Raw genomic sequence first — 26,103 nt, 5'->3', positions numbered from 1 at the left:
GCATGTGTTCCTCGTGCCACATGACGCGGGCCTGTTCCCACCGGGCAAAGACGTGCCGCGCCGGCCTTGTCGGTTGCGCAGCCGCACTGTTGCTGACGGGTGTGGAACGATTCACCGCCGCGCAGGGCGGGGAACCCACCTCTCCAACCGGCGTCCAACTGCCGGCCCCCGCCGCCGGGCCGGTGGATTTCGAAAGGGACATCCGATCCATCCTCGAAAGGTCCTGCCTGCGTTGTCACGGGCCTGAACGACCGCGCAGCGGCCTGCGACTGGACACGCGCGAGGGCATACTGGCCGGCGGTGACGGCGGGCCCGTGGTGGTCCTCAGCAACAGCGCCGCCAGCCGGCTCATCCACGCCGTGGCGCGCTCGCCCGAGATTTCCGAGGACCTCTGGATGCCGCCGGAGGGGCGCACACCGCCGTTGAGCGCGGAAGAAATCGGACTGTTGCGGGCCTGGATTGATCAGGGTCTGCCCTGGACGTCCGGGCCGCCGCGCCCCGCGGACCGCATCGAGGTGACGGTCGCCACCGGTTGGCGCGGTGGATCGGCTCCCGCCAGCTTCCTGCGCTCCGTGTGGCAACGGCCCTCGGGTTGGGACGGCGGATTGGAGAACCTTTTCTGGTCGCACGAGCCCCCCGAAGGACCGCGTTTCACCCTTCACGCCCGCGCGCTTCGCGACGATGCCTTCCTCCAAATGGACGGATGGTTGCCCGAGTGGGGCCGGGCCAGCCTCGGTGTCAGCCAGTACCGATGGTACGGTCCCGACCGCGGCCAGTGGCCGTTACTCCCTTCGGGAGAGGTGGGCCTGCTGGACAGGGAACCGGCGCTCGACATCGGCCGCGCCCGGGTCACGCTCGAACTTGACCGGCGCAACTGGCCCGGACTGCACCTGGATTACGAGCACCGGTACCGAGACGGCTCGCGGGCGATCACCTCCTGGTCCGCCCCGCCGGACGGCACTCCCAAGCGCCTGCTCTGGCCCGCTTACGAGGTCGTGGACGAGGAAAGCCACATTCTCCGTTTCCATGCCCACCATGAAGTGGGCGACTGGCGGTTCGAGGAAGATCTGCGGCTGCAATGGACCGAACGCCATACCTCCCGGACCAATGCGCTTTTCAATCCGCCCGAGGGCGATGCCCGGTTCCTCACCCGCGTCGCGGAGACCCACCAGAGTTTTCAAGCTGCCAATGCCGTTCGGTTCGACCGCGCCTTTCGTCCCTGGCTGCGCGCCAACGGCGGTTACTTCTACAGCCGGTACGACGCAGACAGGTCGTTTGCACTCGACGAAGCGCCGCTGAACCCGGCTCCCGGCGTGGTGCGCCGGTGGCACAGCCCTTCGATCACCCTTGAGCATTCCGCCCACGTGGCCAACGCCAACCTGGTGGCAGGCCCCTGGGCCGGCTGGACGATCGTGACGGGTGTACAATCGGAATGGACCCGCCACCACGGACTGGGCCGGGCATCGTTCGACTACGAACTTTCGCCAGACGAGTGGTTTCTGCAGCCCACGCTTCAGGAGAGCGCGCGCGACCGGTTCGTCCTGACCGAACGACTCGGTCTGCGGGGGGAACCGATCCCCCGCAGCGTGGTTTTTGCCGAAGCGGCGGCGCAGCAGGACAAGGTCGAGCTTTTCGAGGAACAACCGGGAGGCGACACCCCGTTCCGGCGGGACACCCTGGCCGAGGGCCGCGCATGGGACCTGCGCGCAGGCTTCGACACCACCCCGCTCCCGAACTTCACCCTGGGCGCGTCCTACCGGTGGCGACTGCGCGACACCGATTTCGATCACCGCCAGGACGTCGTTCCGACCGAATTCGGCGATTTCCCGAACTCCGGGTACCCGGCCTTCATCCGCGACCGGCATCACCGGACCGAACAAATCGAAGCCCGACTGACCTGGCGCCCGGCCCCGCAATGGCGCGCCGCGCTGCTCTACCGCTTTCTGGGCAGCCGATCGGAAAGTGCGACCGACCCCCTGGACGGTTTCGACCCGGCAACCTTCGAACCCGTGCCGGGCTTTTACACCCCCGGCACGCGCACCCTGGGCGCGGAGTCCGATGTCCACGCGTGGACCCTGCAACTGTCGTGGCGGCCGGTGACGCGGTGGTCGTTCCGGTTGCAGGGCTCGTTGCAGGACCATCGCGTCCGAAGCGCGGTGGACGACGCAGCCACGCTCCCGGCCTGGGCGGGACGCTCCTACCGCCTGCAGGGGCTGGCCCGCTGGACGTGGAACGACCGGACGGAGGCAGAGTTCAGCTACGAATGGGCCATGAGCGACTTCCACAGGGACAACCTCGAAACCGTCCTGCCGATCGGGGTGCTGTGGCGGGAGCAGTACCTCAGCCTGGCCGTGCGACGCCGGTGCGGCGAACGGCTGACCGTGGGGCTGCGTTACGGACTGTGGAAATATGACGAGCCCACCTCCGGCGGAGCGAACGACGTACTGGCGCACCTGGCCTGGGTGAACCTCACCTGGCGGTGGCAGTGACCCGCACCCGCCCGCGCTCAGCGCGACGCCTCCCCCGCCCGGGGCGGATACTCCGCCACACACTCGCGCCCCACAAACAGGCCCAGGCGCAATTGCCCGGCCCGCTCCACCGGCAGCGGCCGGCGATACCGCGGTGACATCGGCGTCACGGGCGATCCGTCCAGGGTGTAACGCACCACGGTCCGGGGCAGCCGTGTTCCCGTGGGCGTGCCCACCGCGGTCAGAACCTGCACACCGGCGTCGCTCTCCACGGCGGTGAGCGCAAACACCACCGCCTCCGGCTGCGGCTTCTCCGTCAGGAGCAGGCGCGACGCCACGCCCGCCTCCGTGGGCAGGTCGGGTTCCCCCACCAGCCGCACCGGCCCCCGGACGCCGAACGCGACGGGCTGACCGTTGGCGGGGACCAGTGTGCCGTGTTCATCCCGGAGTTCGGCGTGCACGAAGACGGCGTCCTTGCCGTGAACGCCAAACGGTACGCCTGCCAGGTCAAACCACAGCGCCAACTGCGCCGATGTTCCGGGAGTCCGAACCTCGTGCACGGCCACCGGCTCTCCCGCCCGGTAACCCACCGCCCGGAGGGTGCCCGGGATGAAATCGGGCAGCTCGAAGGTGAACGGTGGATGCCGGAGATGCGTGCTGGTGCGGTCCCGGTCGGGTCCCCGCCGACCGAATGAGACGCCGTTGCGGAAGAGTTCCACCTCCTCGCAGTTGCTGTAGATCCGCACCCTGCGGGGCGAACCGGGCCGGTGATACGACGCGATGAAGACGAGTGGTCCGGCCGGCCGGCCCAACACCAGCTCCTCCGGATCCCGCTGGGTTCGGTAAAACCACCAAGCGAACTTCGGCAGCCGGAAGATGTCCATGCACCCCGAAGCCTCGATGTCCGGCGCGTATCCGCGGTTGTAGTCGAACATCACCCACAGGCCGTCGGCAAAGGCCGTGGTTTGAAGGTTGTCGTTGTGCGCCTCCTGAAAGTTCAGCGCCTGTTGCAGCATGCGGGTTTCGCCGTCGCCACGCCGCTGGCGGCTGTTGCGTTCCTCCGGTTTGAGATCCTTCCACAGGTGCTGCTGCAGGCCGGCGTTTTGCGCGTAATATTCCCAGTCGCCGTACTCGCTGACGACGCACGGCAGGTGGGTGATGCCCTTGCAGCCGCCGTGTTGTCGTGCCTGCAGAAAGACGTCGTAACCGCGCTGCCAGCCCGCCGTGTACATCTGGTCTCCGGGATACTCCTCATGGGCGATGGCCTGGGCGCGTTCGATGAACTCGCGCGGTTGATGGCTCTCGTTGAGGGAAACCTCCCAGAGGACCACACAGGGATGGTTGCGGTCGCGCCGGATCAGCTGCCGCACCTCGCGGAGTTTCTGTTCCGCAAAGCGTGGATCGGGATTGAAGTACTGCCAGCCCATCAGACAGTTCATGACCAGCAGCCCCAGCTCATCGCACGCCTCGAGGAAGGCGGGCGACTGGGGGTAGTGTGAGAGCCGGACGTAATCGAACCCGGCTTCCTTGATCTTGCGCGCGTCCCGCCACTGGGCTGCATCCGGCACGGCGTTGCCGATCCACGGGTATTCCTGGTGGCGGTTGACCCCGCGGAGGAACATCTTCCGGCCGTTCAACCAGAACCCTTCGGCGGTGATGCGAATGTGACGGATGCCGATCCGTTCCTCGTGCGCGTCCACCACGCGATCGTCCTCCACCAGCTCCGTCTGCAACCGGTACAGGTAGGGGTCGGCCGGCGACCAGAGCCGCGGCCGGGTCACCGTCAGTTCCTGCACCACTGTCAGGTCCTGTCCGGCCGGCAACCGGGCGGGTCGCTCCGCCCGCGCGATCCACCATCCACCGGCATCCCGCAACGTGGCCCGCAGCCGGAAGGCCCGGTCCCGGTCGCCGGCGTTCACCACGTGCGTCTGCACGCGCACCACAGCACCGGTCTCCGTCACCCACGGATAGGTCACGAACACGCCTCCGCCGGCCGGGCGGTCGGCAAGGATCGGGTCCGTGATGTGCAGCGGGTCCTTGTAAATCAGGGCGGCCGGCCGGTACAACCCGCCGTACAAATTGAAGTCCAGGTCTCGCAGGGGTTTCGGACCCGTAAGGGGGTTGTCCCGGTTGTCCAGACGCACGGCCACCAGATTGGTCCGTCCCGGCTGCAACAGGCGTGTGACGTCCAGCACGCAGGGGAGGTATCCCCCCATGAACCGGCCCGCCTCGCGACCATTGATCCAGATCCGGGCCTCGTTCATCGCCCCCTCAAACCGGAGAATGGCCACGCGATTCGAAACCTCCGGCGGCACGTAAAACGACTTCCGATACCAACAGGCACCCTGCCACTGCGGCGACTCACTCCCGCAGACCAGGGTCTCGATCCGCGGCGTGTGCGGCAGGGTGACCTTCTCCCAGGCCGTGTCATCGAACCCGGGTCGTTCCGCGCCCGGGACATCGTCGCGCAGGAACCGCCAATCGTCGTTGAACGGTTCGCCAAGGATCGCGACCACCGTGCTCGCCAGACAAAGCAGCGCAGTTGTTCCTGCAAGCCTCCTTGTTGCCTTCATGACTGTGTTCCGCTCGAAAGATGGGTGGCCCCTGCGCGCGGGGGGCTGGCCCTGTTTCAGGGCGATCGGAGCCGGTAAAACGCGGTGGGACCCTCCCGCGGCAGCACGGCGCGATAGCCCAACGCCTCGGCGGTCGGCTCGACCGCCACGGGTTGCCAGATGCTGTGAGGGGCCACACTGGTGGTGCTGACCAGGATCATGCCGGCTCCGCTGAGCGGCCATTGCAGTTCCAGACCGCCGGGTCTCAACCGGCCGTGCAGCCGCACCGGTGCGGTCAGACGCCCCAGGGCAGCCGCGGCGGGCAACACCTCGCCGCCGGGACCGAACAAGGAACGGCGATCGAACCCGGCCAGGCGCCAACCCCACAACGACTGGTACTCAGCACCCCACCAGAAGATGCCCCGGCCCAACCCGCCGGGCACACTCTTCACCACTTCCGCCAGCGCACGAACATACTGCACCTGGCCGTTGGTCGTGGGCGGAATCCCCCAGAGATCGGAGTCGCCCTCGAACGGAAACGCCGTTTCCACCACGATCACCGGCTTGCCGTATCGGGCGGCCGCGTTGTGGAGCGTCTGCCGCAGGTCCTCCAGGCTGCCGTGCCAGAAGGGGTAATAACTCAGTCCGATCAGATCATAGGCCACGTTCTGGGTCTGCAACCGGTCGAAAAACCAGCGCGTCCCCGACCAATCCCCGCCCCGGTCAATGTGGATCATGATCCGTGGACCGCCGGCGGGAACGGCATCGCGGATGCCCTGGATCGCCGCTCGCAGCAATTGACCCAGGCGGGCCCATTGCACGGGCGTGTCGTTGGTCCCACCGACGTGCCCGTGCGGCCAGAGCAGGCCCTGGGTGATTTCGTTGCCCACCTGAACGTATTCCGGCGCCGCGCCCGCGGCGCGGAAGGTCTGGATGACGTTGCTCGTGTAGTTCCGCACCGTCGAAACGAGCTCCTCGAAGCTCAGGTTCGTCCAGGCCGCAGGCAGGCGTTGCTTCCCCGGGTCGGCCCAACTGTCGGAAAAATGCAGGTCCAACAACAGCCGGTGCCCGGCGTTTTTGGCGCGGACGGCCAGGGGAACGGTGTAATCGAGATTGTTGATGGCATTGTAGGGATCGGCGGCGGCCTGTTGGGAACTGCTGGTGAACAGCCGGAGTCGGACGCAGTTGATGCCCAGCTCGCGCAGGATGACCATCGCATTGGTGGCCAGGCCGTCTCGCCGGTACACCACGCCGCGATCCTCGAAGAATCGGAGGTGGGACATGTCTGCCCCGGCCAGAAAGGGGAGATCCACCCCGCCGGCCTGGGCGGGTTCGGCCTGCACACTCCCCGCCACACCGGCCATGACCGCGCAGGCCAGGAAGGCCGCACCCGGCCATGGTTTCCCACCTGACCGGCGGTTGCCCGGACGTCGGAACACTCTCACGGCCCGATCAGACGATAGAAACGTGCCGTGCCGTCCCGCGGGCCGGACCAGGTCCCCACGCCTTCCGTACCCGGCACATCCGTCCAAGGTCCGGTGAGGGCCGGGGCCGATTGCAGTCGTACGCGGGGCCCGGCTTCCCATCCGAGTTCCACCATGCCGCTGTCACCGAGCTGGAGGGCGACCGGGCCGAGCGACGTCACGTTGTTGAGATACGCCAGAGGGAGCGCGACCGCATTGGTGCCGGCGAACGTCCATGTGCGGTCGCCCGTGGTCTCCCACGTGGCGCCGTTGATGACGAATTGATAAAGCATCACGCTGCCCGGCGCCTGGTTGGTGGTCAGGAACGTGCCCGTGTAGATGTAGGGTTGGGAGGGACTGTTGGTGAGCTGGAACCCGCCGACCCAAGCGCCCCCGGCGGTGGTCAGGAAGGAACCCCGGGCCTCGACGAAGTCGGTGTCCGGATTGAACCACCCCCGGGCGACCGCCACGCCCATGTGCAGCGAGAACGTGACCGGGATGGGCACGGCGGGATTGGTGACATCGTTGAAGAACACCACCGGCAACACGATCGGCTCGTTGGTCATCACGAAGTTGCGGTTCGGCCGGCTCTCCCAGTTGCCGTTCATGATGAACTTGTAATTCACCGTGGCCCCCACCGGGGCGGTGATTTCGAATGTGCCCACCCAGAGGGCCTGGTTGGTCGGGGTGGGCGCCAGGAGGTGCGTGCCCCGGTTGGCCCAGTCATCAATGGCATCGCCGGAGACCGCCAGCGTGCCAAACGAGGGGTCGAAGACCCCGTTGGCAATCTGGACGCTCATGTCCACCTGGAACGTCACCGGCTGCTTGTTCGTCACCACCTCGGTGATGTCGTCGAAGTACACCACGTCCAGTACCGTGTCGGTTTCAGGGACCTGAAACCATCGGTTTCCCCGCGTTTCCCAGGCAAAACCGGTGCCGGACCGCAACATGACGAACTTGTAGTTCGGCCAGGTGCCAGCCGGCAGATTCAGGGTGATCTCCCAGATGTCAGGCTCCGATGTGCTGCGCATCATCAGGTCCTGGGTGGTGCTCCAGTTGTTGAACGTGCCGGCCAGATACACCAGGTCGGTGTCCGGGTTGAACCGGCCCATGGCGATCTGCACGCTCATGTTCACCCTGAACGTCACCTGCACCGCCCGGGCCGACATGGCCGCGCCGGACAGCGCCAGGCACATCAACAGCATCAGCGTTCGCGGTTTCATGGTGGGTCCTCCTGTTTCAAGCCCGGGGCGTCGGCCCCGGGGTCGCGTCGTGGTCTCAATAAAACGCCGTGTCCACTCCGGTGTACTGCCACTGGATTTGTTGTCGCGGCCGGGTTTCCACATGCCCGTCCGCAAACCCCAGGTTGACCGATCGCAACTGTCCATTGGCGGAATGCCCGGCTCCGGCCCGGTTCACGTCACGCAGGCTGCCGGGGGTGAAACAATAGTCGCTGATCACCGGCTGGACACGGGCCACGGGATCATCCGGTCGGGTGGGCCAACCGATCGTTTCCCGACTCCGGCCCGGATCCGGCGAAGGAAACGTGACCCGGGGCGCGCCGGCCAGCGGCCGCGGCACCCACCAGGCGTGACGCAACACGGCGAACGTGCCGTTGTAAAGCATGCCCGCGTAGAGGTTGAGGTCCTCCGGGGAGCTGATGGGCCGGTTGTAACGACGCTGAAACCATTCCTGGGCCTCCTGCCATTCCTGGGGCCGCACCGGGCAGAACCACAGCGGCACCGTCAACCCATACGGCGCCAGCGCCGGAATCATCTGCAGCGACACGTCCCAGGCGTTCTGCCCGGAGACACCCCCCACGGGAAAGGAGGGCAACCGACCCCGGGCGTCGTCGCCGCTGTACATGGCGTGAACCACGCCCCATTGGCGGTAGTTCGACGTGCAGTGAACCACCTTGGCGCGGAACTTCGCATTCCCCAGCGCGGGCAGGAGCATCCCGGCCAGGATCGCGATGATCGCGATCACCACCAGGAGTTCGATTAGCGTAAAGGCCCGCTGCCGGGCGGGTGTCGTTGGATCCATCCGGTTGGCCATGGCGCTCACGCTGCGCTCCCCCGGGCACGCCGGCTGCGCCAGCCGAACCAGACTGCGCCTCCCACCAGGAGCAATGCCGGCAGCGTCGGCTCCGGCACCAGGGTGTAGCTCAGGACGTTTTGGCCGGAATCGTACGGATTGTTGTTCCAGGTCAGCGGCGCGGTACTGCCGGCGGCGTCCAGGACCGAGTTGCCGTCCGAGGTCGTGTAGACATCGAACCGGAAGGTGTCCCCCAGATTCAGATTCAACACGCTGAAGGGCAGGGCCAGTGTGACCGAGCTGGGATCGGTCGTCACCGTGATACCGGAATCCGACACGGTGTTCCATGCCGATCCGTCCCAGACACGCACCTCGGCCCCGGTGCCGAAATTCATCCAGCTTCCGATGAAATAATCCATGCCGCCGATGCTCATCGAGATGGGTTTGCCCCAGGCGTCCGGCCCGGTCGTGTTCCCGCCGGCCGCCGTGTCCAGCCCGATCAGATACTTGGCCCAGTCCACCACCAGCGGGTTGTCAGCCAGGTTGATGCGGAAGCTGAGTGTCACGTCGTCGTTGTCCACCTCCACGGAGGTGATGTCCAGATAGCCGAAACCTCCAGGGGTGAAATCACCGGTCGCGTCCGGATAGACCGTGGCAGCCAGAACCTGCACCGTGGCAGCCGCCAGGACCAGGGTCGAGCAGAACGTCGTTTTCATGGGCGCCTTGCTGCGTTGCATGAACAGTCTCTGCCCCATCGGGCGGTCGCCACTCTACAGCGGTTCGACCCACCCCGCCACCCTCACAAATGTATGGTTTTTCGGAGGGTCCAACACCGGGGCGCGTCCTGCGCGCCTCGGGAAGAACGCCCCCGCTGGCAGCTGCAGAGGTCGGAAGGCAGGCAGGCGCCCACGGCCGGCGCGCACCGGGGAACGCCGTCCCCAAAGTCTCGACCGGAAACCACGCGCCCCTGTCCCCGCGAACGCCGGGCGGCACGCGTGGGAAGCTATCCGCGAAGCCGGGTATGTACTGAATCGTTGACATGGCGGAAGCACCGGCCCCCCGATCCGCCAATGGGCGATGCGACCGACGTCTGCCCGGCAGCAGCATTCAGGGGGCAGAAGTCGGTTGCGAGCCTGCAGGGCCTCCGGCGGCGGTGAGGGCATGGGTCGCTTCGCCACGCGCGGCAGGTGGCGGAGGCGGGACCGGCGGAGGCACCGGCCGGAGCAGGGCCCTCCGGCGGAGATCGGCACCGTTGCGGTTCAGAGCCGAGGCAGCCCGGGGCCGGCCCAGGAAAAAGTACAGGACCGCCCCCAACAAATGCGTCACGCACAATACCACCGTCCAGGAGATGCGCTCTCCATCATTGAGTCCCGGATTGCGCAGCGCGTGAACGAGCATCCAGATCCAGAACACGAAGAGGCCGACCATGACCATCAGGCCCGCCACCACCAGGAAGGCGGTGAGAAGGAGACTCAGGATGGCTGCCTCGGCTCCGGCGAGAGCGAGCATGGTCTCAGGTGGTGACGGAGGCGGAGGGGTGGGAGGGCTGACTTTCCGGCGCAGGCGCGGCCCCGGCGCTCTTCCGCAAGGCCGGGACCTGTTGCAGCAGCTTTTCCAGATTGACGCCGGTAAGGCTTTCCACCACGGGCGGCAATTGACCCAGGATCTGCGCGACGTCGCCGGTCAATTTGCTGGCGCCGCCCCCGGGGCCGGCGTTGATGATGACAATCTTCTCGGTCTTGCTGAGCGGCTCGGCGATCCGCCCGGCCAGGTCGGGCAGCCCTTTCATGATGAGCTCGATCACCGCCGCCTCGTTGTACAGCTTGAACGCCTCGGCCTTGAGCCGCATGGCCTCGGCCTGGGCACGGCCCTGGGCCTCGATCACGGCTGCTTCCGCCAACCCGCGTGCCTTCTGCGCCTCGGCTTCGGCCAGGCCGGTGGCCTGGATGACTTCGGCCTGGGCCAGCCCCGTGGCCTTGGTGGCGGCGGCCTGTCCCGCGGCTTCGGTTTCCAACTGGTACTTGCGGGCATTGGCGAGGGTTTCGACCCGGTAACGTTCCGCATCGGCCGGGCGCTGGACGGTGGCCTCCAATTCGCGCTGTTTGCGTTTGATTTCCTGTTCCTGCAGCTCGATCTGCTTTTGCTTTTCGACGATCTGGACCTGCACCTCCTCGGCCTTCACCAGCTGGCCGGTCTTGAACTTTTGCAGGTCATACGCCAGGTCGGCCTCGGCCCGTTTGCGGTTCACGTCGGCCTGGAACTCGGCCACGCGCATCTGATAATCCCGCTGGGCCTCGGCGATCTTGGTTTCGGCGGCAAACCGGGCCTCCTGACCGGCCTGCTGGGCCTGGGCGCTGCGGATGGTGGCGTCCCGGTCGGCCTCGGCTTGTGCGATGACCGCGTCGCGTTTGACCTGCGCGATGCGCGGTTTGCCCAGTGCATCCAGGTACCCCTGACTGTCCCGAATGTCGCGGATGGTGAAACTGACGATGGCCAACCCCATGTTGGCCATGTCCCCCGCCGCCACTTCCTGCACCTTGGCGGCAAAGGCGTCCCGGTTCTGGTAGATGTCCTCCACGGTCATCGTGCCCAGAATGGCCCGGAGATGACCTTCCAGGGTCTGCGTGGCGATGTTCCGGATCTCGTCCACCCCCTTGCTGAGGAACTGTTCGGCCGCCGTGGCAATGGAAATGTCGTCGCCCTTGACCTTGATTTGTGCCACCCCGTCCACGCGGACCGGCACGCCCTTGACCGTGTACACCTCGGGCGTGACCACATCGATGGTCATCAGCTCGAGCTTCAGCACGTCCACCTTCTCGAGGACGGGCCACACGAACACGCCGCCGCCCTTGACGATCCGGTACCCGACCTGCCGCACGGTGCCGTCCGGGTCCACCACCTTGCGTTTGCGTCCCGAGATGATCAGCACCTCGTTGGGACCCACCTTGGTGTACCGGCGCGCCCAGATCGCCAGGAACAGGAAAAACACAATCAGCACCGCTCCCACCCCGAGGATCACCGGCGACCAACTGAACTCAGCCGCCAGCCACAGGGGAACCGGTTCCGGAGTCTGGAGGTTCATGATCGCTGCTCCTTACTCGATGGGTTCCACGTAAAACACCGTGCCGACCATCCGCTTGATGCGGACGGGCCGTCCCGCCGGAATCGCCACTCCGCCCTCCGAACGGGCCGGCGCCGAATACCGTGTGTTGGCCACTACATAGGCAATCTCTCCCACGCCATTGGCCGGAATGGGCGTGATGACCGAAGCGGTGGTGCCGATCACCTGGGAAACGCGTGCCTCGCTGGAGGCCTGCGTCTTCTTGAACATCGTGTTGAAGAACCAGAAGGTCAGCCCGGCGATCACCCCGCCGGACGCAGCCGCCAAAGGCGCGCTGATCCACACGCTGCGCGTGGCCTCGATCCGCGTAAGAATCAAGCCCGCCGCCCCGAAAGCCGTCACAAAACTCGCCATGACGGTGGGACTGAAGAACGAAACCCCGGGCAGACCGCTGTCGGTGATGCCGGCCTCGGCGTGGCCGCCCGTGCCTATTTCACCATCCCCGCCGAAGATGTGCCCCAGAATCGCGCTCACCAGGGAGAACATCAACCCGAGCACGAGGCAGATCGCGTAGATCCAGATTTCCATAGCCGGGCCGTCATTCGCGATTCGCGACCAGTAAAGTCCCGGCCCGGATTCGTGGCAAGTGCGAACCCGGCAAGGCACACAGTACAAACGTCCAACGGCCCGGATGGTTCGCCCAAAAAACCCGCGCCGCACCACACCCGTCGTACCGTGCCGTGCCCGGTGCGAGTTCCTTCAAGAGGCAGGACGTCCCGTTTCGCCGCGGTTGTCTCCCGCCCGCCCCCAAAAAGCCGTCACCGGCAGGGGCCCTTCAACGGCGTTCGGATCCTACTGATCAGCCGGTTCCAATCGGATGATCCGATCCGGCCCGTTCAATGCGACGTACAGGTATCCGTCCGGCCCGGTGGCCACGTGACGGACCCGGCCGATTCCCTTGAACAGGATCTCCTGCTCGGCCACCGCATGGCCGCGAATCTCCAGTCGTCGCAGTTCCTGGGAGGCCAGCCCGGTCACGAAGAGGTGATGCCGCCAGAGCGGGAACCGCTCGCCCCGGTAAAAATCCATCCCACACACCGCTATGGAGGGGGTCCAGTGCACCACCGGCTGTTCCATCCCCTCGGCGGCCGTGTGCGCGGTGATGGGTGTGCCGTCGTAGTTCATGCCGTAGGTGATGACCGGCCAACCGTAGTTGCGTCCCCGGACGATCAGATTCAATTCATCGCCGCCGCGCGGGCCGTGTTCGGTTTCCCACAATTCGCCGGTCACCGGATGGAACGCCAGCCCCTGCGGATTGCGATGGCCGTAACTCCAAATGGAGGGAAAGGTCTCCGGCTGCCCCACAAAGGGGTTGTCGGCCGGAATGCGTCCGTCGTCGTGGATGCGGTGGATCTTGCCGTTGGGCCGGCGCAGGTCCTGGGCGTCCGGTCCGTGCCCGCGTTCGCCGTGGGAGAAGTAGAGGTAACCGTCGGGGCCGAAAGCAATACGGCAGCCAAAATGGATGTTGCCGGGACGAAAACTCCAAAGCGGCGCCCGCCAGACGATCTCGGAGTCAGCCCAGGTCAGGCCCCGGAGACGACCCCGAATCAGGGTGGTCATGCTGACGTCGCGGCCCTGCTGGTCCCGACCCGGTTCGCTGTATGCCAGGTAGATCCAGCCGTTGGTGGCGTAACCGGGGTGGACCGCCACCTCCATCAGCCCGCCCTGGCCACGGTACCGGACCTCCGGCAGCCCTTTGACCGCCTCCGGCAACAGCCGGCCCTCCCGCACCAGCCGCAGGCGCCCGGGCAGCTCCGTCACCAACATCGTGCCGTCGGGCAACCAGGCCATGGACCACGGGGCCGCCAACCCCTCCGCCACGGTCCGAACCCGGAACCGGTGCAGTTTGCTCCCGACCACCTGATCAGGCCGCGGCTGTGCGTACCGGGTGGCCGCATGCCGCGCCTCGGTGGCCTTTTCCCGGATGTAAATGACCAGCGCACGGATCTCTTCGTCGCTCAGGACGTTTTTCCATGGCGGCATGCCGTTGAGCTCGTCCCCGTCGCGAATCACGGCGAACAACGTCGCGTCGTCCCCGCTGCCGTGGACCCATTCGTCATCCAACAAGCTCCGGGCCTGGCCACCCCGCAGGTCCGGCCCGTGACAGTTGGCACACAGTTCCTGGTAAAGGGAGGCCACGTTGCGCCGCGCAGTCTGCGCATGCGCCTGCGGCGGATCCCATCCGAGCAGCGCCAGGACCAGCAACCAGACGAGTTTCTTCATCCGGCTGATCCGGCGGAGCAGAACGTCTTGACTCATCATTCTCATGGGCGGCGCGGAAGTTGGACTGCAACCGTGGCCGGTGTCAAATGGTCCCCGGGACGCCGGCCCGGTTCATTCCATCCCCGCCACGGGACACCCGCGCAAAGAGCCGGCTCGGGAGAGGGGCTTCTCAGAAAGTTTGCCAAGGTGAAGCCCCGGAGACTGGCTCGGGCAACCCGCAAGCACGAGGCACGGTCACAACCCCCGAGGTGGGCGTGGCAGCGGTTGGTTTTGCGAGGGAAGCACAGCACATCGGTGCCGGCACGGCCCCCGATGGGCGCCCCGCCTCCGGTGCCGTTGCTCCACCATCTGCCCGTGAATCCGGGCAACTCCGGACGGAACCGTCCGTCCGTCGCGCACCGGGACAGCCCTGCCCCGTGCGAGCGGGATCAACTTTGCCGTTGCCGGATCTTCTCCTTTTCAGCCTCGAGTTCCTCCTGGAGCTTGCGCCGCTCCGCCGCCAGTTCCTGCTCCAGGACAGCGGCCCGATCCCATTCGCCGGCGGCTTTGGCCGCAGCGATCCGCTGTTGGAACGTGATCTCTCGTTCCGCGATGCGGGCCTTGTACCGCGATTCCACCTCTGCAATGGCCCGCTTTTGTTCCTCCGTCAACGGCGTCAACGGTGCGGTCTTGTTGAGCCGTTCGATCGCAATTTCGTAAGCTGTCTTCATGGCATCCTTGCTCCCGGGTGGTTGCGCTTCCGCTTCATTCGAGCCTGATCCACAACGCCCGACGCCCCCGACGTTACCTGCGGGGCAGAGCTCCTGCAACCGGGACGCTCCTCACACACGCCGTCCGGCACGAACCGTTTGCACCTCCGGTTGCCGCGCAGCCCGGCCGGTCGAGGACCGGCGCCCCGCCATCGTGAAGTTGCCATCGCCACCCCGCCAGGTTTTCCTGGCGCCGTGGAACTCAAGTTTCAAGCCGTTGACCTCGCCCTCACGCACCCTTGGCAAATCGCCAACGTGCCGGTCACCCGCACCCAGACGGTGGTGATCGTCGCCCTGCGGGATGCAGACGGCGTGGTGGGCTGGGGCGAAGCCGCGCCTTCCCTGCGTTACCGTGAGAGCGTGCCCGCGGTGCTCGATGCCCTCGCCCGCGTGGATGCACGTCGCCTGTCGTTGGAAGATCCCGAAAGCAGCCGGAAGTATCTCGACCAACTTGAGCCCATGCCGAGGGTTGCCCGTTGCGCACTGGACGTGGCCCTGTGGGACGGGGCGGCACGTCGGGCCGGCCGCGCACTTTACGATTATCTGGGACTGGGGTTCGAAGAGGGCCGACACCTGAGTTCCTTCACGCTGGGATTGGACGACCCGGCCGTCATGCGTCTCAAGGCACAAGCCGCGGCCCATCTCCCGGTGCTCAAGGTGAAGCTGGGCGGACCCAACGACGCAGCCGTGTGGTCGGCGGTGCGCGAGGCCGCCCCGCAGGCGCGCATCCGGGTGGACGCCAACGAAGGCTGGCCCACCCCCGGGCAGGCCCTGCGCCAGCTCGAATGGCTCGCGCGCGATCCCGCGGTGGAGTTTGTCGAACAACCCATGCCCGCCAGCCGGCCGATCGCGGACTGGATCTGGCTCAAGGAACGCTCGCCCCTGCCCATCTTTGCCGATGAATCCTGTCAGACGGCGGCCGATGTGCCGCGTTGTGCCGAGGGTTTTCACGGGGTGAACGTCAAGCTGGTGAAAACCGGGGGCCTGACCGGCGCACGGGCCGCCCTGGAGGAGGCAAGGCGGTTCGGACTTCGCACCATGCTGGGGTGCATGATCGAAACGAGCGTCTTGATCAGCGCCGGCGCGCATCTGGCCGGTTTGTGCGATCACCTCGACCTGGACGGAAACCTCCTCATAAGCAACGACCCGTTCCTCGGGGTCACCCAGGAGGCAGGCCGGCTGACGTTCGCTGCCACGCCGGAGCGCACCGGCCTGCGGGTCTGCCCCCGGCCGGGAACGCCCTTCGCCAGCTGGCTGACGGACTGACCCGGGCCGGGCCCGGCAACCACCGAACCTCCCGGCCGGGGAGCCTCGGATAAAACCTACCGTTTCCCCGGCTCGGGCTGGCCCGCGAGGATGCGTCGCGCCCCCACTCCCAGCCCTCCACGGTCTTCCTGTGCCGCCGTGGAAGCGGGTGCCTCCCCGCCCCGGTTTGTCAGACCGACCGTTTGCAAAGAGGCACTTGACAAAGTCGAGAGCGAGAGAGAGTTGGCTCTGGATATTCCTCGACCCATCCGACAGCATCGTACGCTCCAGCTGCAAAAGCCACAGGTCAAGGATCTGCTCGACACGTCCGAAGCCCGAGCCGGTTTGAACCGCCTCTTGGAGCCAGGGAAAGGAAGAAAGCGAACTCGTGCCGGCACGGCCCTTGCCCTGGGATGTGCATGGGTGACCGCCCTGCCTCTCTGGGCCGGAGATCCGGGCATCCTGCCCGATCCTTTTCCCGCCTTCCTCACCCTCCGGACGGCTTCTGCATCGTTCCGGCTGGTCTTCGAGGTGCAGCACGATCCGAATCGGCGGGGCGCCGGGCCGCTGGAGAAACGCCAGGGAGGGTAATTCAGTCGAACATTATTCGGATCCTTTCGAAGCGTTCGTTCAGGGAAACAGCTTCGGGGCGTTCCAGACCCCATTTGCTTACCGCACCCCGAAAGGCCGGGTGTTCACGGGCAACAAGATTCACGCCTTTTATGCCCCTTCGAACCTGCATTGGACGCTGACGCCGGATGTGGACGTCAACCTGGCCCGCGGGCCGCTGGAAAGCGAGGGAGGAGCGGACGCCAACCCCTTTGTTCGACTTCGAGAAACTCCGGGGGAATACGACCCGCCACCTGGTTTCCCAGGTCCACCTTTGGCTCCAAGCCACACTGCGGCTGGGAATCCCTGACTTGTACACCGTGCAATGGATCTACGGGAACCGTGGCGTGCTGGTGGTTTCCACGGGACAGTTGAAAAACGTCACCTTTTCCATCCGGGGGAATGCGCTGGACCGGATGGAGGTCACCGGCCCGGGCAACATCAAAGAATGGGTGATCGAGTTTGCCGATTACCGATCATGGCCGTTCGGGTCGTACCCCGGCACTCTCACTCGCTGCCGCATTGTGCGGCCGGGCGTTCGCTTGTTCGACAAACGATTTCATATCCATCAGTTCGAGTGGTGGCCCGAACCCCTCGAGGCATCCGCGTTTCTGCCGGCCTCCAATCCGTTCGTAACCCGGGGAAGCGTGACCGTGCCGGAGATGATCCTTTATGAAACCACCCAGGGTTGGGTCCGTGTCGGCGGCGGGCATGGACAGACACTGGCGGCCCCGGCGCCCGTGCCTGCCATTCCGGGCGAGCCGGCGGCCGGCGGCCGATCGGCTTGGCACACCACGCTCCTCTTGCTTTGGCTGGCTTTCGCCCTCGGAGCCCTTGGCGTTCTGTTGCATCCCAGACGTCGAACTCGTGGAAAGGAGAACCGACCATGAAACAGCCAATTGTTGTTCCTGCCGCAGCTTGCCATGCTCCGGGCGGCGCCAGCCCCCGGGTGCTTTCCGGTGCGCTGTTCGCCATGGTCCTCGCGGCTGCCGGTGCATGCTACGTTCAGACGAACGATGTTTGTCTGCCTGCGGGACATTGCCTGACGCCTCCGCGCGGCACCACCCCTTGCTACCTTGCCGAACTGGACATCTGGGTCGACTGGCCCACGGGGGTCCGACTTCGCCAGGAGGCCGACTTTCCGGGTGTAACAGTGCTTCCTTACGCCTGCTGGGATGTGATCCATCGTGTGGAAGGAAAGGACGGTTTCGTGCGCTGGCCGGCGACCCGGCAGGTGGAGGTCGTCGAACAAACGGTGGATCCCGTCACCTGCACGTGGAGCGTGCGCATCACCACGCGGGACGTCTCCTGTGAGGCGCGTACCCCGGCCGGTAATCCCTGCAACGGAACGTTCGCGCCTCCACCAGGCTCGTCCGGCGCGTGAAGAGGCTCACTGCCGCCGCACCGGCCTGCTCGCCGAGGTTGCAGACGGCAAAAGGCCACGGGAAACACCTCCATTCGAGGCTCGTTCGGCCCATCAGACCGGAGTGGGACGGACGGGAAATGTCAGGCCGCGGCGGGTGCGGAAGCGCCGGCGGCGCGGCGTTCGAGCCAGCCCAGCATGCTCTCCAGGATGAACCGACCGTCGGTACTGCCCAGAATGGCCTCGCAGGCCCGTTCCGGATGGGGCATCAGTCCCGCCACGTTCCCCTGTTCATTGCAGACGCCGGCAATGTTTCGCAGCGACCCGTTGGGGTTGGCCTCCTCCGTGCACTCACCCGCCGCATTGCAATAACGCCACAACACCTGACCCCGGGCCTCCATGGCGTCGAGCGTCTCCTCGTCGGCATAGTAACAACCCTCGCCGTGGGCGATCGGGATCCGCAACGGCCGGGCGGGATCCGCCCGCCACGTGAACGGAGACCGCGCATGCTCCACCCGCAGAAACACGTGCTCGCAGCGGAACTGGAGGGAACGGTTCCGCACCAGCGCCCCCGGCAGCAGACCGGCCTCGGTCAGCACCTGAAACCCGTTGCAAATCCCCAGCACCAGCCCGCCCTGCTCGGCAAAGGAACGAACCGCCTGCATCACCGGGCTGAACCGGGCGATGGCCCCGCAGCGGAGGTAGTCCCCGTAACTGAATCCACCGGGAATGATGACCGCATCGGCCGGGCCCAGGGAGGTGTCCCGGTGCCAGGCCAGCCAGGCCGAGTGCCCGAGCACCCGGATGGCGTGCACGGCATCCTGATCACAATTGCTGGCCGGGAACTGTACGACCGCCACGTTCATCCTGCCTGCCCCTCCGTCCCTCAGTCCACGATCTCCAGGTGGTAATCCTCGATGATCGGGTTGCTCAGAAACTTGCGGCACGCGTCGTCCAGTGCACGTTCGGCCGTGGCACGGTCGGTGCCGGGTTCGAGCTCGATCTCGATGTATTTGCCCACGTGCACGGCCCGCACCCCGGTGTAGCCCAGGTGCGCCAGGGCATTCTGCACGGTCTTGCCCTGCGGATCCACCACCGCCTTTTTCGGTGTCACAATGATGCGTGCCTTCATGTGGTTGTGCGCCGAACAATCGCTCTCCCGAAAAACCGGCCCGCATCTTGCCGGGGCGCGGCCCGGCCGGCGAGCAAATTTCCCGGGCCGGCCCCTTGGGCCGTCCAGGGCTCGGAGAACCCGCCTCCGGCGTTGAAGGCACGTTAACCTCCGGTATCCTGCCGCGGGCATGAACCGCATCGAACAACGTTTTGCGGCCCTGCGCCGGGAGGGCAAAAAAGGCCTCATCGTCTACATCGGGGCCGGCGATCCCGACCTGGACGCCACACGGGAACTGGCGCTGGCCTTCGATCGCGCGGGTGTGGACATCCTCGAACTGGGGGTACCCTTCAGCGACCCGTTGGCCGACGGGCTGGTGAACCAACTGGCGGCCCAGCGGGGATTGGCCTCCGGCACCACCCCGGCCGGCGTGCTGGAAACGGTGGCGGCCATCCGCCGGGAATCTCAAATCCCGGTCGTGCTCTACCTGTACTACAACCTGATGCACCGCATGGGGGTGGAACGGTTCGTCCAGCGTGCGCGCGAGGCCGGGGTGGATGGTTTGCTGGTGTTGGACCTGCCGCCGGATGAAAATGAAGGTTACGAAGAGGCCATGCGCGGGGCGGGCCTGTGCCCCATCTATCTCGTCGCACCCACTACACCGGAGGCGCGCATCGCAACGATCGCCAGGCGCGCTTCCGGGTTCATCTATTACATCTCGCGCGAGGGCGTGACCGGCATGCGCGATCAACTGGCCGACAACATCGGGACCATGACGACGCGGATCCGCGCCCACACGGACCTGCCCATCGCCATCGGCTTCGGCATATCCACACCCGAACAGGCACGAACCGTGGCCACGCTGGGCGATGCGGTGGTCGTGGGCAGCGCGGTGGTGCACCGCATCGGCCAACTGGGGCGCAGCCCGGAATTGGTGCCGGCCGTGACGGGTTTCGTGCGCACTCTGGTCGAAGCGGTCAAATCCGTCTGAACTTTTGCCCCTCGGCGGATCGCGCTTGAGCAGGGCGGACCTTCAGACGCCGGGGGCCTGCCCCGACAGTGCCGGGGCGGTCCAGGTGTTCAACGGTTTTTCGTCCCTGGCCGGTGTGCCGAGGCTGCCGAGGAGTTCCAGGGCCTGCCCGACCAGATAGAGAGAGCCGGTCACCACCACGAGGCGCTCCTCCCGCACCTGCTCCCAAGCGGCGGCCAGCGAGGGATAGACCCGCACCGGCAGGTCCGGCGCGGCCTCCTGACATGCCCGGGCCAGTCGGTCCGGATCGGCACTTCGCTCGCTGGGAATCGGCACACACAGCACCCGCGCAGCCCGGCGCGTCACATGGCGCGCAATCCCGGCCAGGTCCTTGTCCGCCATGACACCCAGAACGACAACGGGTCGGATCCCTGGATACTGTTCGTCCAGCGTGCGGCAGAGCGCCTCCATGGCAGCCGGGTTGTGGGCGCCGTCCAAAACCAGCTCGCCGCCGCCGGGCAGGCGCAACCGTTGGAAACGGCCGGGCCAGAAGGCCTCCTGCAGACCCGTCTCCAAGGCCGTTTGAGACACGGGCAGTTCGTGCTGCAGGACACGCACGGTCTCGGCCGCCAGAGCGGCGTTGCGCCGCTGATGTTCCCCTGGCAGGGGCAGGGAGAGCGACCGCAGCCACGCGGCTTGCGCGGCGTCGGAGCCGACGAATCGCAGCGGGCAGCCCAGTCGCAGCGCCGTGGTGCGGATCACCTCCAGTGCCTCCGGCTCGTCCGCGGCAGTGAGGGCAGGCCGGCCCGGTTTCAGGATCCCGGCCTTTTCCGTGGCAATCTCCCGGAGAGTGAACCCGAGCCACCGCTGATGATCGTACTGCACGTTGGTGATGACGGCGGCCAACGGGGTCACGATATTGGTGGCGTCCAACCGGCCGCCCATGCCGGTCTCCCAGATCACCACCTCGCACTCCTGCTCGACGAAGTACTCGAGGGCCATCACCGTCACCACCTCGAAAAAGGTGGGATGCTGATCCGGCGGGAACCGGCGCAGCCGCGGCTGCATCCGCGCCACCAGACGGGCCACCGCGGATTCCGGGATCGGCTGGCGATTGACCTGGATCCGTTCACCGAAGCGGACCAGATGCGGGGAGGTGAACAGGCCGACGCGGTATCCGGCCCGGCGGTACACACTTTCCAAAAAGGCGCAAACGGACCCCTTGCCATTGGTGCCGGCGACGTGGATGAACCGGAGTTGCCGCTCGGGATGACCGGCCCATGCAGCCAGTCGCCGGGGATTCTCAAGCCCCAGTTTCGCACCGAACCAACGGAGTCCGTACAGGAATTCGATGGCCTCGTCGTAGGTCATGAACCCTCCCCGGGTCGGTCAGGGCGTTTCCAACGTGGCAACGCGACCATGCCGGCCCGCCGGGCGGGCGGTACATTGCAGCACCCCGGCAGCTGACGCAAGTGCCCTGCGATTCACAGCCCGCTCCAGTGCAACCCCAACCACGCCAGGCCCAGGAAGAAAAAGAACCCCGCCAGGTCCGTCACCGTGGTGAGGAGAATGCTCGAAGCCAGCGCCGGATCGAGCCCCACGGCGCGAAGACCCAGCGGGATCCACACACCGGCCACGGCAGCCGCCGGTTGGTTCAGCACCATGGCCACACCGGCCACCAGGCCGAGGGCCGGACTCCCCTTCCACCACCATCCGATCAGGCCCACAACAATCCCCACCGCCAACCCGTTGAGCAAAGCCACCAGGAGCTCCTTGAACAGGGCGCGGCGACCATCCTGCGGGGCCAGTTCACCCAGAGCGAGATCGCGAATGATCACGGTCAGTGTTTGCATGCCCGCGTTGCCGCCTTGGCCGGCGATCACGGGAAGAAAAATCGCCAGGGCGGTCCAACGGGCGATGGTGTCCTCGAACAGACCCACCACGAACGCGGCCAGGAAAGCAGTCGCCAGGTTGATGTACAGCCAGGGCAGCCGCCGTTTGACCGAGTAAAACCACGGGGACAGCGCCCGTTCCTCCCCGGACAGACCGACCATCAGTTGCATGTCCTCGGTGGCTTCGCGGGTCACCACCTCCAGCACGTCGCTGGCCTTCACCACGCCCACCAGCCGGCCCTCGGCGTCCACCACCGGCAGCCCCGGGTAATGGTAGTGTTCGAAAAGCCGCGCCAGTTCCTCCCGATCGGTCTCGGCCCGCACGAATTTCACGTCCGGGTTCATGATCTCCGAGATCCGCCGATCGGGCCGCCGAAACACCAGATCGCGCAGGCTTACGATGCCCACCAACCGCCGGTCGGCATCGGTGACGTAAAGGTAGCTGATGTCCTCCGGATTTTCCTCGCGGGCCCGGGCCCGGAGCACTTGCAGGGCTTCCTCCACCGTCATGTCCGTCCGCAGGGCAATGAAGCGGTTGCTCATCACCCCGCCGGCGGTGTCCTCCGGGTACTGCATCAGGGCCCGCAGACCCTCGGCGGACTCAGGCGGAAGCTCCGCCAACACCTCGCGCCGGGTACCGGCTGACACCTCCTGCAACAGATCCGCGGCGTCCTCGGGCGGCAGGGAACTCAAAAGACCGCTCAACTGGTGGGCGTCAAATCCCTTCAGCAGCCCGGCCAGCCGTTCGCGGTCCACTTCGGCAAGTGCGGCCGCGGCCTTTTCCGGCGGCAGTTGACGCAGCAACTCCCGCGCCTCCCCGGTATCCAACCGTTGGAGACGATCGGCCAGGTCCGCCGCATGCAGGTGCAGGTACTCCTTCAGAAAAACCGGGGTTTCCTGAATCATGCTTTCCTCTCGCGTCCTTCGATTGTAACGGCCCGGGATCTGCCCCCGGCACGGGCAGGGCAACGCTGTCCACGCGCGCTGCAAGCCCGTCCCGCCCGTCCGGCCCCACCAGCAGTCCATTTTGACCCGGCCGACCCTGACCAGGCAAACCCGCCCTGCCCGATGCCCGAGTGCGCGGCTCTTCCAGACCGATCCGGACCTGGCCGCGGTGGGTTTTCCTCTCCTTCCCCTCTCCATCCGCCCGTCGGCGGCGCACCATTGCGGCGGGTCCCGGCTTCCCGGCTTCCCCCACCCGATTCACATTCTTAAGCTTCCGGGACCGGGCCGGGATCCAAACGTGGCCCGGATGCAGATGCAGGTCATCATGGGGCGTTCATCGGATGAGTCGGAAGGGCGGGTCCCGAAGCGGCAGCCCGGGCGCCGCTGGATACCGACCCTGCTGGTTGCGGGCACCGTCCTGGTCTTGTTGGCCTGGGGCCTCCGACCGGGGCCGGAACCCGTGGAAGTCGGCAAGGTCGTGCGCGGTCCCCTCGAGGCCACCTTGCGCGAGGAGGGCAAAACGCGGCTCAAAGAGCGCTACCTGATCAGCGCACCGGTCGCCGGCAGGCTCCGGCGCATCTTCCTCAAGCCGGGCGACCCCGTGCAGGCGGGTGAAACTGTGTTGGCCCGAATCGAACCCCTGCCTGCAGCGTTGCTCGACCCACGGGCACGAGCCATGGCCGAGGCCCGCCGCGACGCCGCGCGGGCCGAACGCGATCGCGCCCGCGCCGCCTGGGACTGGGCGCGGGCGGAAGCCCGCAGGGTCCAGTCCCTTTACGAAACCGGCTCCGCCACCCCGCAGGAACTCGACGCCGCCGTGTGGCGGGAGAAAGACGCGGCCCAGCAGTTGAACGCGGCCGAGCACCGCCTGCGCATGGCTGAGGCGGAACGAAAACTGTTCACGGACGCCGCCGACGGGGCACTCCCGGAAGGGGAACAGGTCGAACTGCGTTCCCCCGTGGACGGGCAGGTCCTGCGGGTGTACGAGCCCAGCGCCCGCGTGGTGAGCCCCGGCACGCCCCTGCTCGAGGTGGGAGACCCCGGCGATCTAGAAGTGGTGATCGAGGTGTTGTCGCAGGAAGCGGTGCGATTGCAGCCGGGCATGCCGGTGCGGTTGGAACAGTGGGGAGGCGAAACACCTCTGGAAGCGCGAATCCGGAGGATCGAACCTTCCGCATTCACCAAGGTGTCCGCGCTCGGCGTGGAAGAACAGCGGGTGCGGGTCATCGCCGACCTGGTCAGTCCGGTGGAACAGCGCCCGGGCCTGGGCGATCAATACCGGGTGGAGGCGGTGGTGATCGTCTGGTCCGGGAACGACGTGCTGAAGGTCCCCTTGGGCGCACTGTTCCGGCGCGGTCCGGACTGGGCGGTCTTCGTCCTGGAAGATGGCCGGGCCCGGTTGCGCCGCGTGGTTCTCGGCCACCGCAGCGAACGCGAGGCCGAGGTCCGGGAAGGATTGCGTGAGGGCGAGACCGTGATCCTCTACCCCGGCGAACGGGTCCACGAAAACCAGCGGATCCGCCCGGTCTCAATCAGCCCGTGACGGACCGGCGGCCTTGGGAAAGGCACTCCACCGGCGCCTCGCCCAGAACGCGCGCAAGCACCTGTGCCAGGGCCCGACCCGCTCGGCGCGATTGCCGGGCCAATCGCCACAGCCCCACCCACGCCCGCGGACGCCGCCACACGGCGCCTGTCAAACCGCGCAGATCCAATGAACCGTCCTCCCGGAGGAAGGCCGGGAAATCGAGCGGCAGGTCGTCGCCGGCACCGTCCGAAATCGCTCGAACGATCGCCACGGGTACGCCGGCCGCGCGGCAGGCGCCCGCGACCGCCTCCGATTCCATGTCCACGGCATCGGCACCCGTGGCACGCCAGAATCCCGTCTTCTCAGCCGCGGTTCGCAGGATCCGTGTGGTGGTGGTGAACCGGCCCGGAACGGCCCCGGCGGCACGCAGGCGCCGGGCCCAGTCCGGATGTTCGGTGGCGAAAAGCACCGTGCCCGCCGGCAGGGCGGGGTTCAGTCCGCCGGCAAAGCCGGCGTTCAACACGAGCAGGGGCCGGCACGTCCGCAGCCAGCCTGCCACCGTTCCGCGCGCCCGTTCCGGCCCCATGCCCGTCACCCGGATCTCCACTCCCGGGCAGGGGGGCAGCAGCCGGCGCAGGGTCCCCGCCTCCACCGTCAGGGCGCAACAGATCCAAACACCGGCCGGGCCAACAGAAGAACGTGAAACATTCACGGGACGGACCACTCGGCTGGTTTCATCGCTCGTACCGGGCGGCCGGGGGCGGGCGCGTTCACTTGATACCCGCGAGGCGCTCGCGCCAGAGCCGGTACAACTCCACCGTGGCGCGGACGTCCCCCAGGCAGTACTCGGCAACCTCGCGATACCGACCGGCGGCCAGCAGGGCGCCCACGTCGCGACCGGTTACGCCGTGCCCCTTCGGGGAATCAATGCCGAAAGCCTTGCAGTAAAAGTCCAGGTTGAACCGCCGCGCCGCCCCTTCCCTGCCGCTGACGCCGTAGAAGGTCAGTTGCTCCGCCAGATCACAGTGCGGCGAGGTGGCAAAACGGTAGCCCAGCCAGTCCTTGCGGCTGATGGGCACGTTCAACAGGGCCGACCGCAGATAAAGGAATGGGACATCGAAACTGCGCCCGTTGAAGGTGACCACCTCCTCGTAATGCCGGGCCACGTCCCAGAACGCCGTCAACAACTCCACCTCGTCCATGCAGGGCACAAACTCCACCGGCCCGGCCTCCGCGTCCTCTTCATAATCCTCCGCCAGGAAAAGCACCTGTCCGCGCAGGCTGTCGGCGTTGAGCATGGCGATGCACACCACCCGGGCGGTCAGCGGCCACAGACTCATCTGGCGAACAATCTCCTCGCGGCGTTGGCACCGGGCCGCCTCGTCGGGCAACCGCTCGGCGTCGCGAAACAAAAATTCGCGTTGCGCCTCGTCGAATTCCTCCACCGGCAGCGCGGCCGTTTCGATGTCAAACACCAGACAGGCCATGGCTTCCCCCGAAAAGAAAACCAGGATGGGAGACCGGCAGACGGTTGCCGGCACGGTCTTCCATCCTGGTATTCGTCAGCCCTTATTTCTTCTTGGCAGCCTTTTTCTTGGCAGCTTTTTTCTTGGTTGCCATCTCGGTTCTCACCTCCATTCCAACCAGGGTTGATGGTTCCACGGTTTGAGGACGGGAAAATCTGAAGCGGAGAGAAGAAGAGGCATGGCGGTGAAGGGTACAACCCGCTTGCAATTGCGAGTAATGTGCGCCGTTGCCATCGCTGTCCAAGCGCGCTTCTACACAAGCAAGCGTCATCTTGGCAACAATTTTTTGCGCGACGCACAAAAAAAA

General features: G+C 66.5%; 24 protein-coding genes. 7 read left to right on the top strand and 17 right to left on the bottom strand.

Annotated elements, in window-relative coordinates:
- Positions 1-2 precede the first annotated feature (2 nt).
- Positions 3-2,489, top strand: a complete 2,487-nt coding sequence (locus ACPDIX_RS10020) for a c-type cytochrome domain-containing protein (RefSeq protein WP_423431657.1) — start codon at positions 3-5, stop codon at positions 2,487-2,489.
- A 17-nt stretch (positions 2,490-2,506) separates the two neighbouring features.
- Here ACPDIX_RS10020 and ACPDIX_RS10015 read toward each other — a convergent pair whose 3' ends face one another.
- The 10 genes from ACPDIX_RS10015 to ACPDIX_RS09970 form a co-directional block, all read right to left on the bottom strand.
- A complete protein-coding gene (locus ACPDIX_RS10015) occupies positions 2,507-4,984 on the bottom strand; it encodes a glycoside hydrolase family 2 TIM barrel-domain containing protein (RefSeq protein WP_423431656.1) in 2,478 nt (825 codons plus the stop codon).
- A gap of 113 nt (positions 4,985-5,097) precedes the next feature.
- Positions 5,098-6,465 (bottom strand): glycoside hydrolase family 53 protein, encoded by a 1,368-nt coding sequence (locus tag ACPDIX_RS10010; protein WP_423431655.1) that lies wholly within the window; start codon positions 6,463-6,465, stop codon positions 5,098-5,100.
- Positions 6,462-7,706, bottom strand: a complete 1,245-nt coding sequence (locus tag ACPDIX_RS10005; protein WP_423431654.1) for a carbohydrate-binding module family 20 domain-containing protein — start codon at positions 7,704-7,706, stop codon at positions 6,462-6,464. The genes ACPDIX_RS10010 and ACPDIX_RS10005 overlap by 4 nt, the downstream gene beginning before the upstream one ends.
- A 55-nt stretch (positions 7,707-7,761) precedes the next feature.
- Positions 7,762-8,538 carry a type II secretion system protein gene (locus tag ACPDIX_RS10000; protein WP_423431653.1) on the bottom strand — a complete coding sequence of 259 codons (777 nt, stop codon included), beginning with the start codon at positions 8,536-8,538 and terminating at the stop codon, positions 7,762-7,764.
- A gap of 5 nt (positions 8,539-8,543) precedes the next feature.
- Positions 8,544-9,233 carry a PEP-CTERM sorting domain-containing protein gene (locus ACPDIX_RS09995; protein WP_423431652.1) on the bottom strand — a complete coding sequence of 230 codons (690 nt, stop codon included), beginning with the start codon at positions 9,231-9,233 and terminating at the stop codon, positions 8,544-8,546.
- Between the two features lie 391 nt (positions 9,234-9,624).
- The gene (locus ACPDIX_RS09990; RefSeq protein WP_423431651.1) at positions 9,625-10,026 is read right to left on the bottom strand and encodes a PLD nuclease N-terminal domain-containing protein; all 402 of its coding nucleotides are present in this window, start codon (positions 10,024-10,026) and stop codon (positions 9,625-9,627) included.
- A gap of 4 nt (positions 10,027-10,030) precedes the next feature.
- Positions 10,031-11,599: a flotillin family protein gene (locus ACPDIX_RS09985; protein WP_423431650.1), complete on the bottom strand. Its 1,569-nt coding sequence runs from the start codon at positions 11,597-11,599 to the stop codon at positions 10,031-10,033.
- A 12-nt stretch (positions 11,600-11,611) separates the two neighbouring features.
- Complete coding sequence (locus tag ACPDIX_RS09980; RefSeq protein ID WP_423431649.1) at positions 11,612-12,166, bottom strand: NfeD family protein; 555 nt, start codon at positions 12,164-12,166, stop codon at positions 11,612-11,614.
- Between the two features lie 264 nt (positions 12,167-12,430).
- Positions 12,431-13,897, bottom strand: a complete 1,467-nt coding sequence (locus ACPDIX_RS09975; protein WP_423431648.1) for a PQQ-dependent sugar dehydrogenase — start codon at positions 13,895-13,897, stop codon at positions 12,431-12,433.
- A 392-nt stretch (positions 13,898-14,289) separates the two neighbouring features.
- Positions 14,290-14,571 carry a hypothetical protein gene (locus ACPDIX_RS09970; RefSeq protein WP_423431647.1) on the bottom strand — a complete coding sequence of 94 codons (282 nt, stop codon included), beginning with the start codon at positions 14,569-14,571 and terminating at the stop codon, positions 14,290-14,292.
- Positions 14,572-14,805: 234 nt separating this feature from the next.
- On the opposite strand from ACPDIX_RS09970, the gene ACPDIX_RS09965 reads away from it, so the two are divergent.
- The 4 genes from ACPDIX_RS09965 (at position 14,806) to ACPDIX_RS09950 (ending at position 17,848) form a co-directional block, all read left to right on the top strand.
- Positions 14,806-15,876 carry a dipeptide epimerase gene (locus ACPDIX_RS09965; protein ID WP_423431646.1) on the top strand — a complete coding sequence of 357 codons (1,071 nt, stop codon included), beginning with the start codon at positions 14,806-14,808 and terminating at the stop codon, positions 15,874-15,876.
- Between the two features lie 402 nt (positions 15,877-16,278).
- Complete coding sequence (locus tag ACPDIX_RS09960; protein ID WP_423431645.1) at positions 16,279-16,446, top strand: hypothetical protein; 168 nt, start codon at positions 16,279-16,281, stop codon at positions 16,444-16,446.
- A gap of 338 nt (positions 16,447-16,784) precedes the next feature.
- Positions 16,785-17,354, top strand: a complete 570-nt coding sequence (locus ACPDIX_RS09955) for a hypothetical protein (RefSeq protein ID WP_423431644.1) — start codon at positions 16,785-16,787, stop codon at positions 17,352-17,354.
- Positions 17,351-17,848, top strand: coding sequence for a hypothetical protein (locus ACPDIX_RS09950; RefSeq protein ID WP_423431643.1), 498 nt, complete (start codon positions 17,351-17,353; stop codon positions 17,846-17,848). The genes ACPDIX_RS09955 and ACPDIX_RS09950 overlap by 4 nt, the downstream gene beginning before the upstream one ends.
- Before the next feature lie 122 nt (positions 17,849-17,970).
- Here the strand turns inward: ACPDIX_RS09950 and purQ are convergent, their stop codons facing one another.
- Together purQ and purS are read right to left on the bottom strand one after the other, a co-directional pair.
- On the bottom strand, positions 17,971-18,693 hold the full coding sequence (purQ, locus tag ACPDIX_RS09945; RefSeq protein WP_423431642.1) for a phosphoribosylformylglycinamidine synthase subunit PurQ: 723 nt from the start codon (positions 18,691-18,693) through the stop codon (positions 17,971-17,973).
- Between the two features lie 20 nt (positions 18,694-18,713).
- Complete coding sequence (purS, locus tag ACPDIX_RS09940) at positions 18,714-18,959, bottom strand: phosphoribosylformylglycinamidine synthase subunit PurS (protein ID WP_423431641.1); 246 nt, start codon at positions 18,957-18,959, stop codon at positions 18,714-18,716.
- A gap of 169 nt (positions 18,960-19,128) precedes the next feature.
- Here purS and trpA point away from each other — a divergent pair, with 169 nt between their 5' ends.
- On the top strand, positions 19,129-19,929 hold the full coding sequence (trpA, locus tag ACPDIX_RS09935; RefSeq protein WP_423431640.1) for a tryptophan synthase subunit alpha: 801 nt from the start codon (positions 19,129-19,131) through the stop codon (positions 19,927-19,929).
- A gap of 42 nt (positions 19,930-19,971) precedes the next feature.
- Here the strand turns inward: trpA and ACPDIX_RS09930 are convergent, their stop codons facing one another.
- Positions 19,972-21,279 (bottom strand): bifunctional folylpolyglutamate synthase/dihydrofolate synthase, encoded by a 1,308-nt coding sequence (locus ACPDIX_RS09930; RefSeq protein WP_423431639.1) that lies wholly within the window; start codon positions 21,277-21,279, stop codon positions 19,972-19,974.
- Between the two features lie 113 nt (positions 21,280-21,392).
- Positions 21,393-22,706, bottom strand: a complete 1,314-nt coding sequence (gene mgtE, locus ACPDIX_RS09925; protein WP_423431638.1) for a magnesium transporter — start codon at positions 22,704-22,706, stop codon at positions 21,393-21,395.
- Between the two features lie 346 nt (positions 22,707-23,052).
- On the opposite strand from mgtE, the gene ACPDIX_RS09920 reads away from it, so the two are divergent.
- The gene (locus ACPDIX_RS09920; RefSeq protein WP_423431637.1) at positions 23,053-24,288 is read left to right on the top strand and encodes an efflux RND transporter periplasmic adaptor subunit; all 1,236 of its coding nucleotides are present in this window, start codon (positions 23,053-23,055) and stop codon (positions 24,286-24,288) included.
- Here ACPDIX_RS09920 and ACPDIX_RS09915 read toward each other — a convergent pair.
- From ACPDIX_RS09915 to ACPDIX_RS09905, 3 genes are all read right to left on the bottom strand, one after another.
- Complete coding sequence (locus ACPDIX_RS09915) at positions 24,278-24,982, bottom strand: hypothetical protein (RefSeq protein WP_423431636.1); 705 nt, start codon at positions 24,980-24,982, stop codon at positions 24,278-24,280. The two genes, ACPDIX_RS09920 and ACPDIX_RS09915, sit on opposite strands and share 11 nt — an antisense overlap.
- A gap of 58 nt (positions 24,983-25,040) precedes the next feature.
- The gene (locus ACPDIX_RS09910) at positions 25,041-25,811 is read right to left on the bottom strand and encodes a ribonuclease H-like domain-containing protein (RefSeq protein ID WP_423431635.1); all 771 of its coding nucleotides are present in this window, start codon (positions 25,809-25,811) and stop codon (positions 25,041-25,043) included.
- A 28-nt stretch (positions 25,812-25,839) separates the two neighbouring features.
- The coding region (locus ACPDIX_RS09905) for a hypothetical protein (RefSeq protein ID WP_423431634.1) at positions 25,840-26,103 on the bottom strand (264 nt) is incomplete at its 5' end.

It is taken from the genome of Limisphaera sp. 4302-co (assembly GCF_049537155.1).
Classification (GTDB): Bacteria; Verrucomicrobiota; Verrucomicrobiia; order Limisphaerales; family Limisphaeraceae; genus Limisphaera.
Note: the sequence above shows the minus strand (reverse complement) of the source record. Positions and strands in the feature narration are given on the sequence as shown.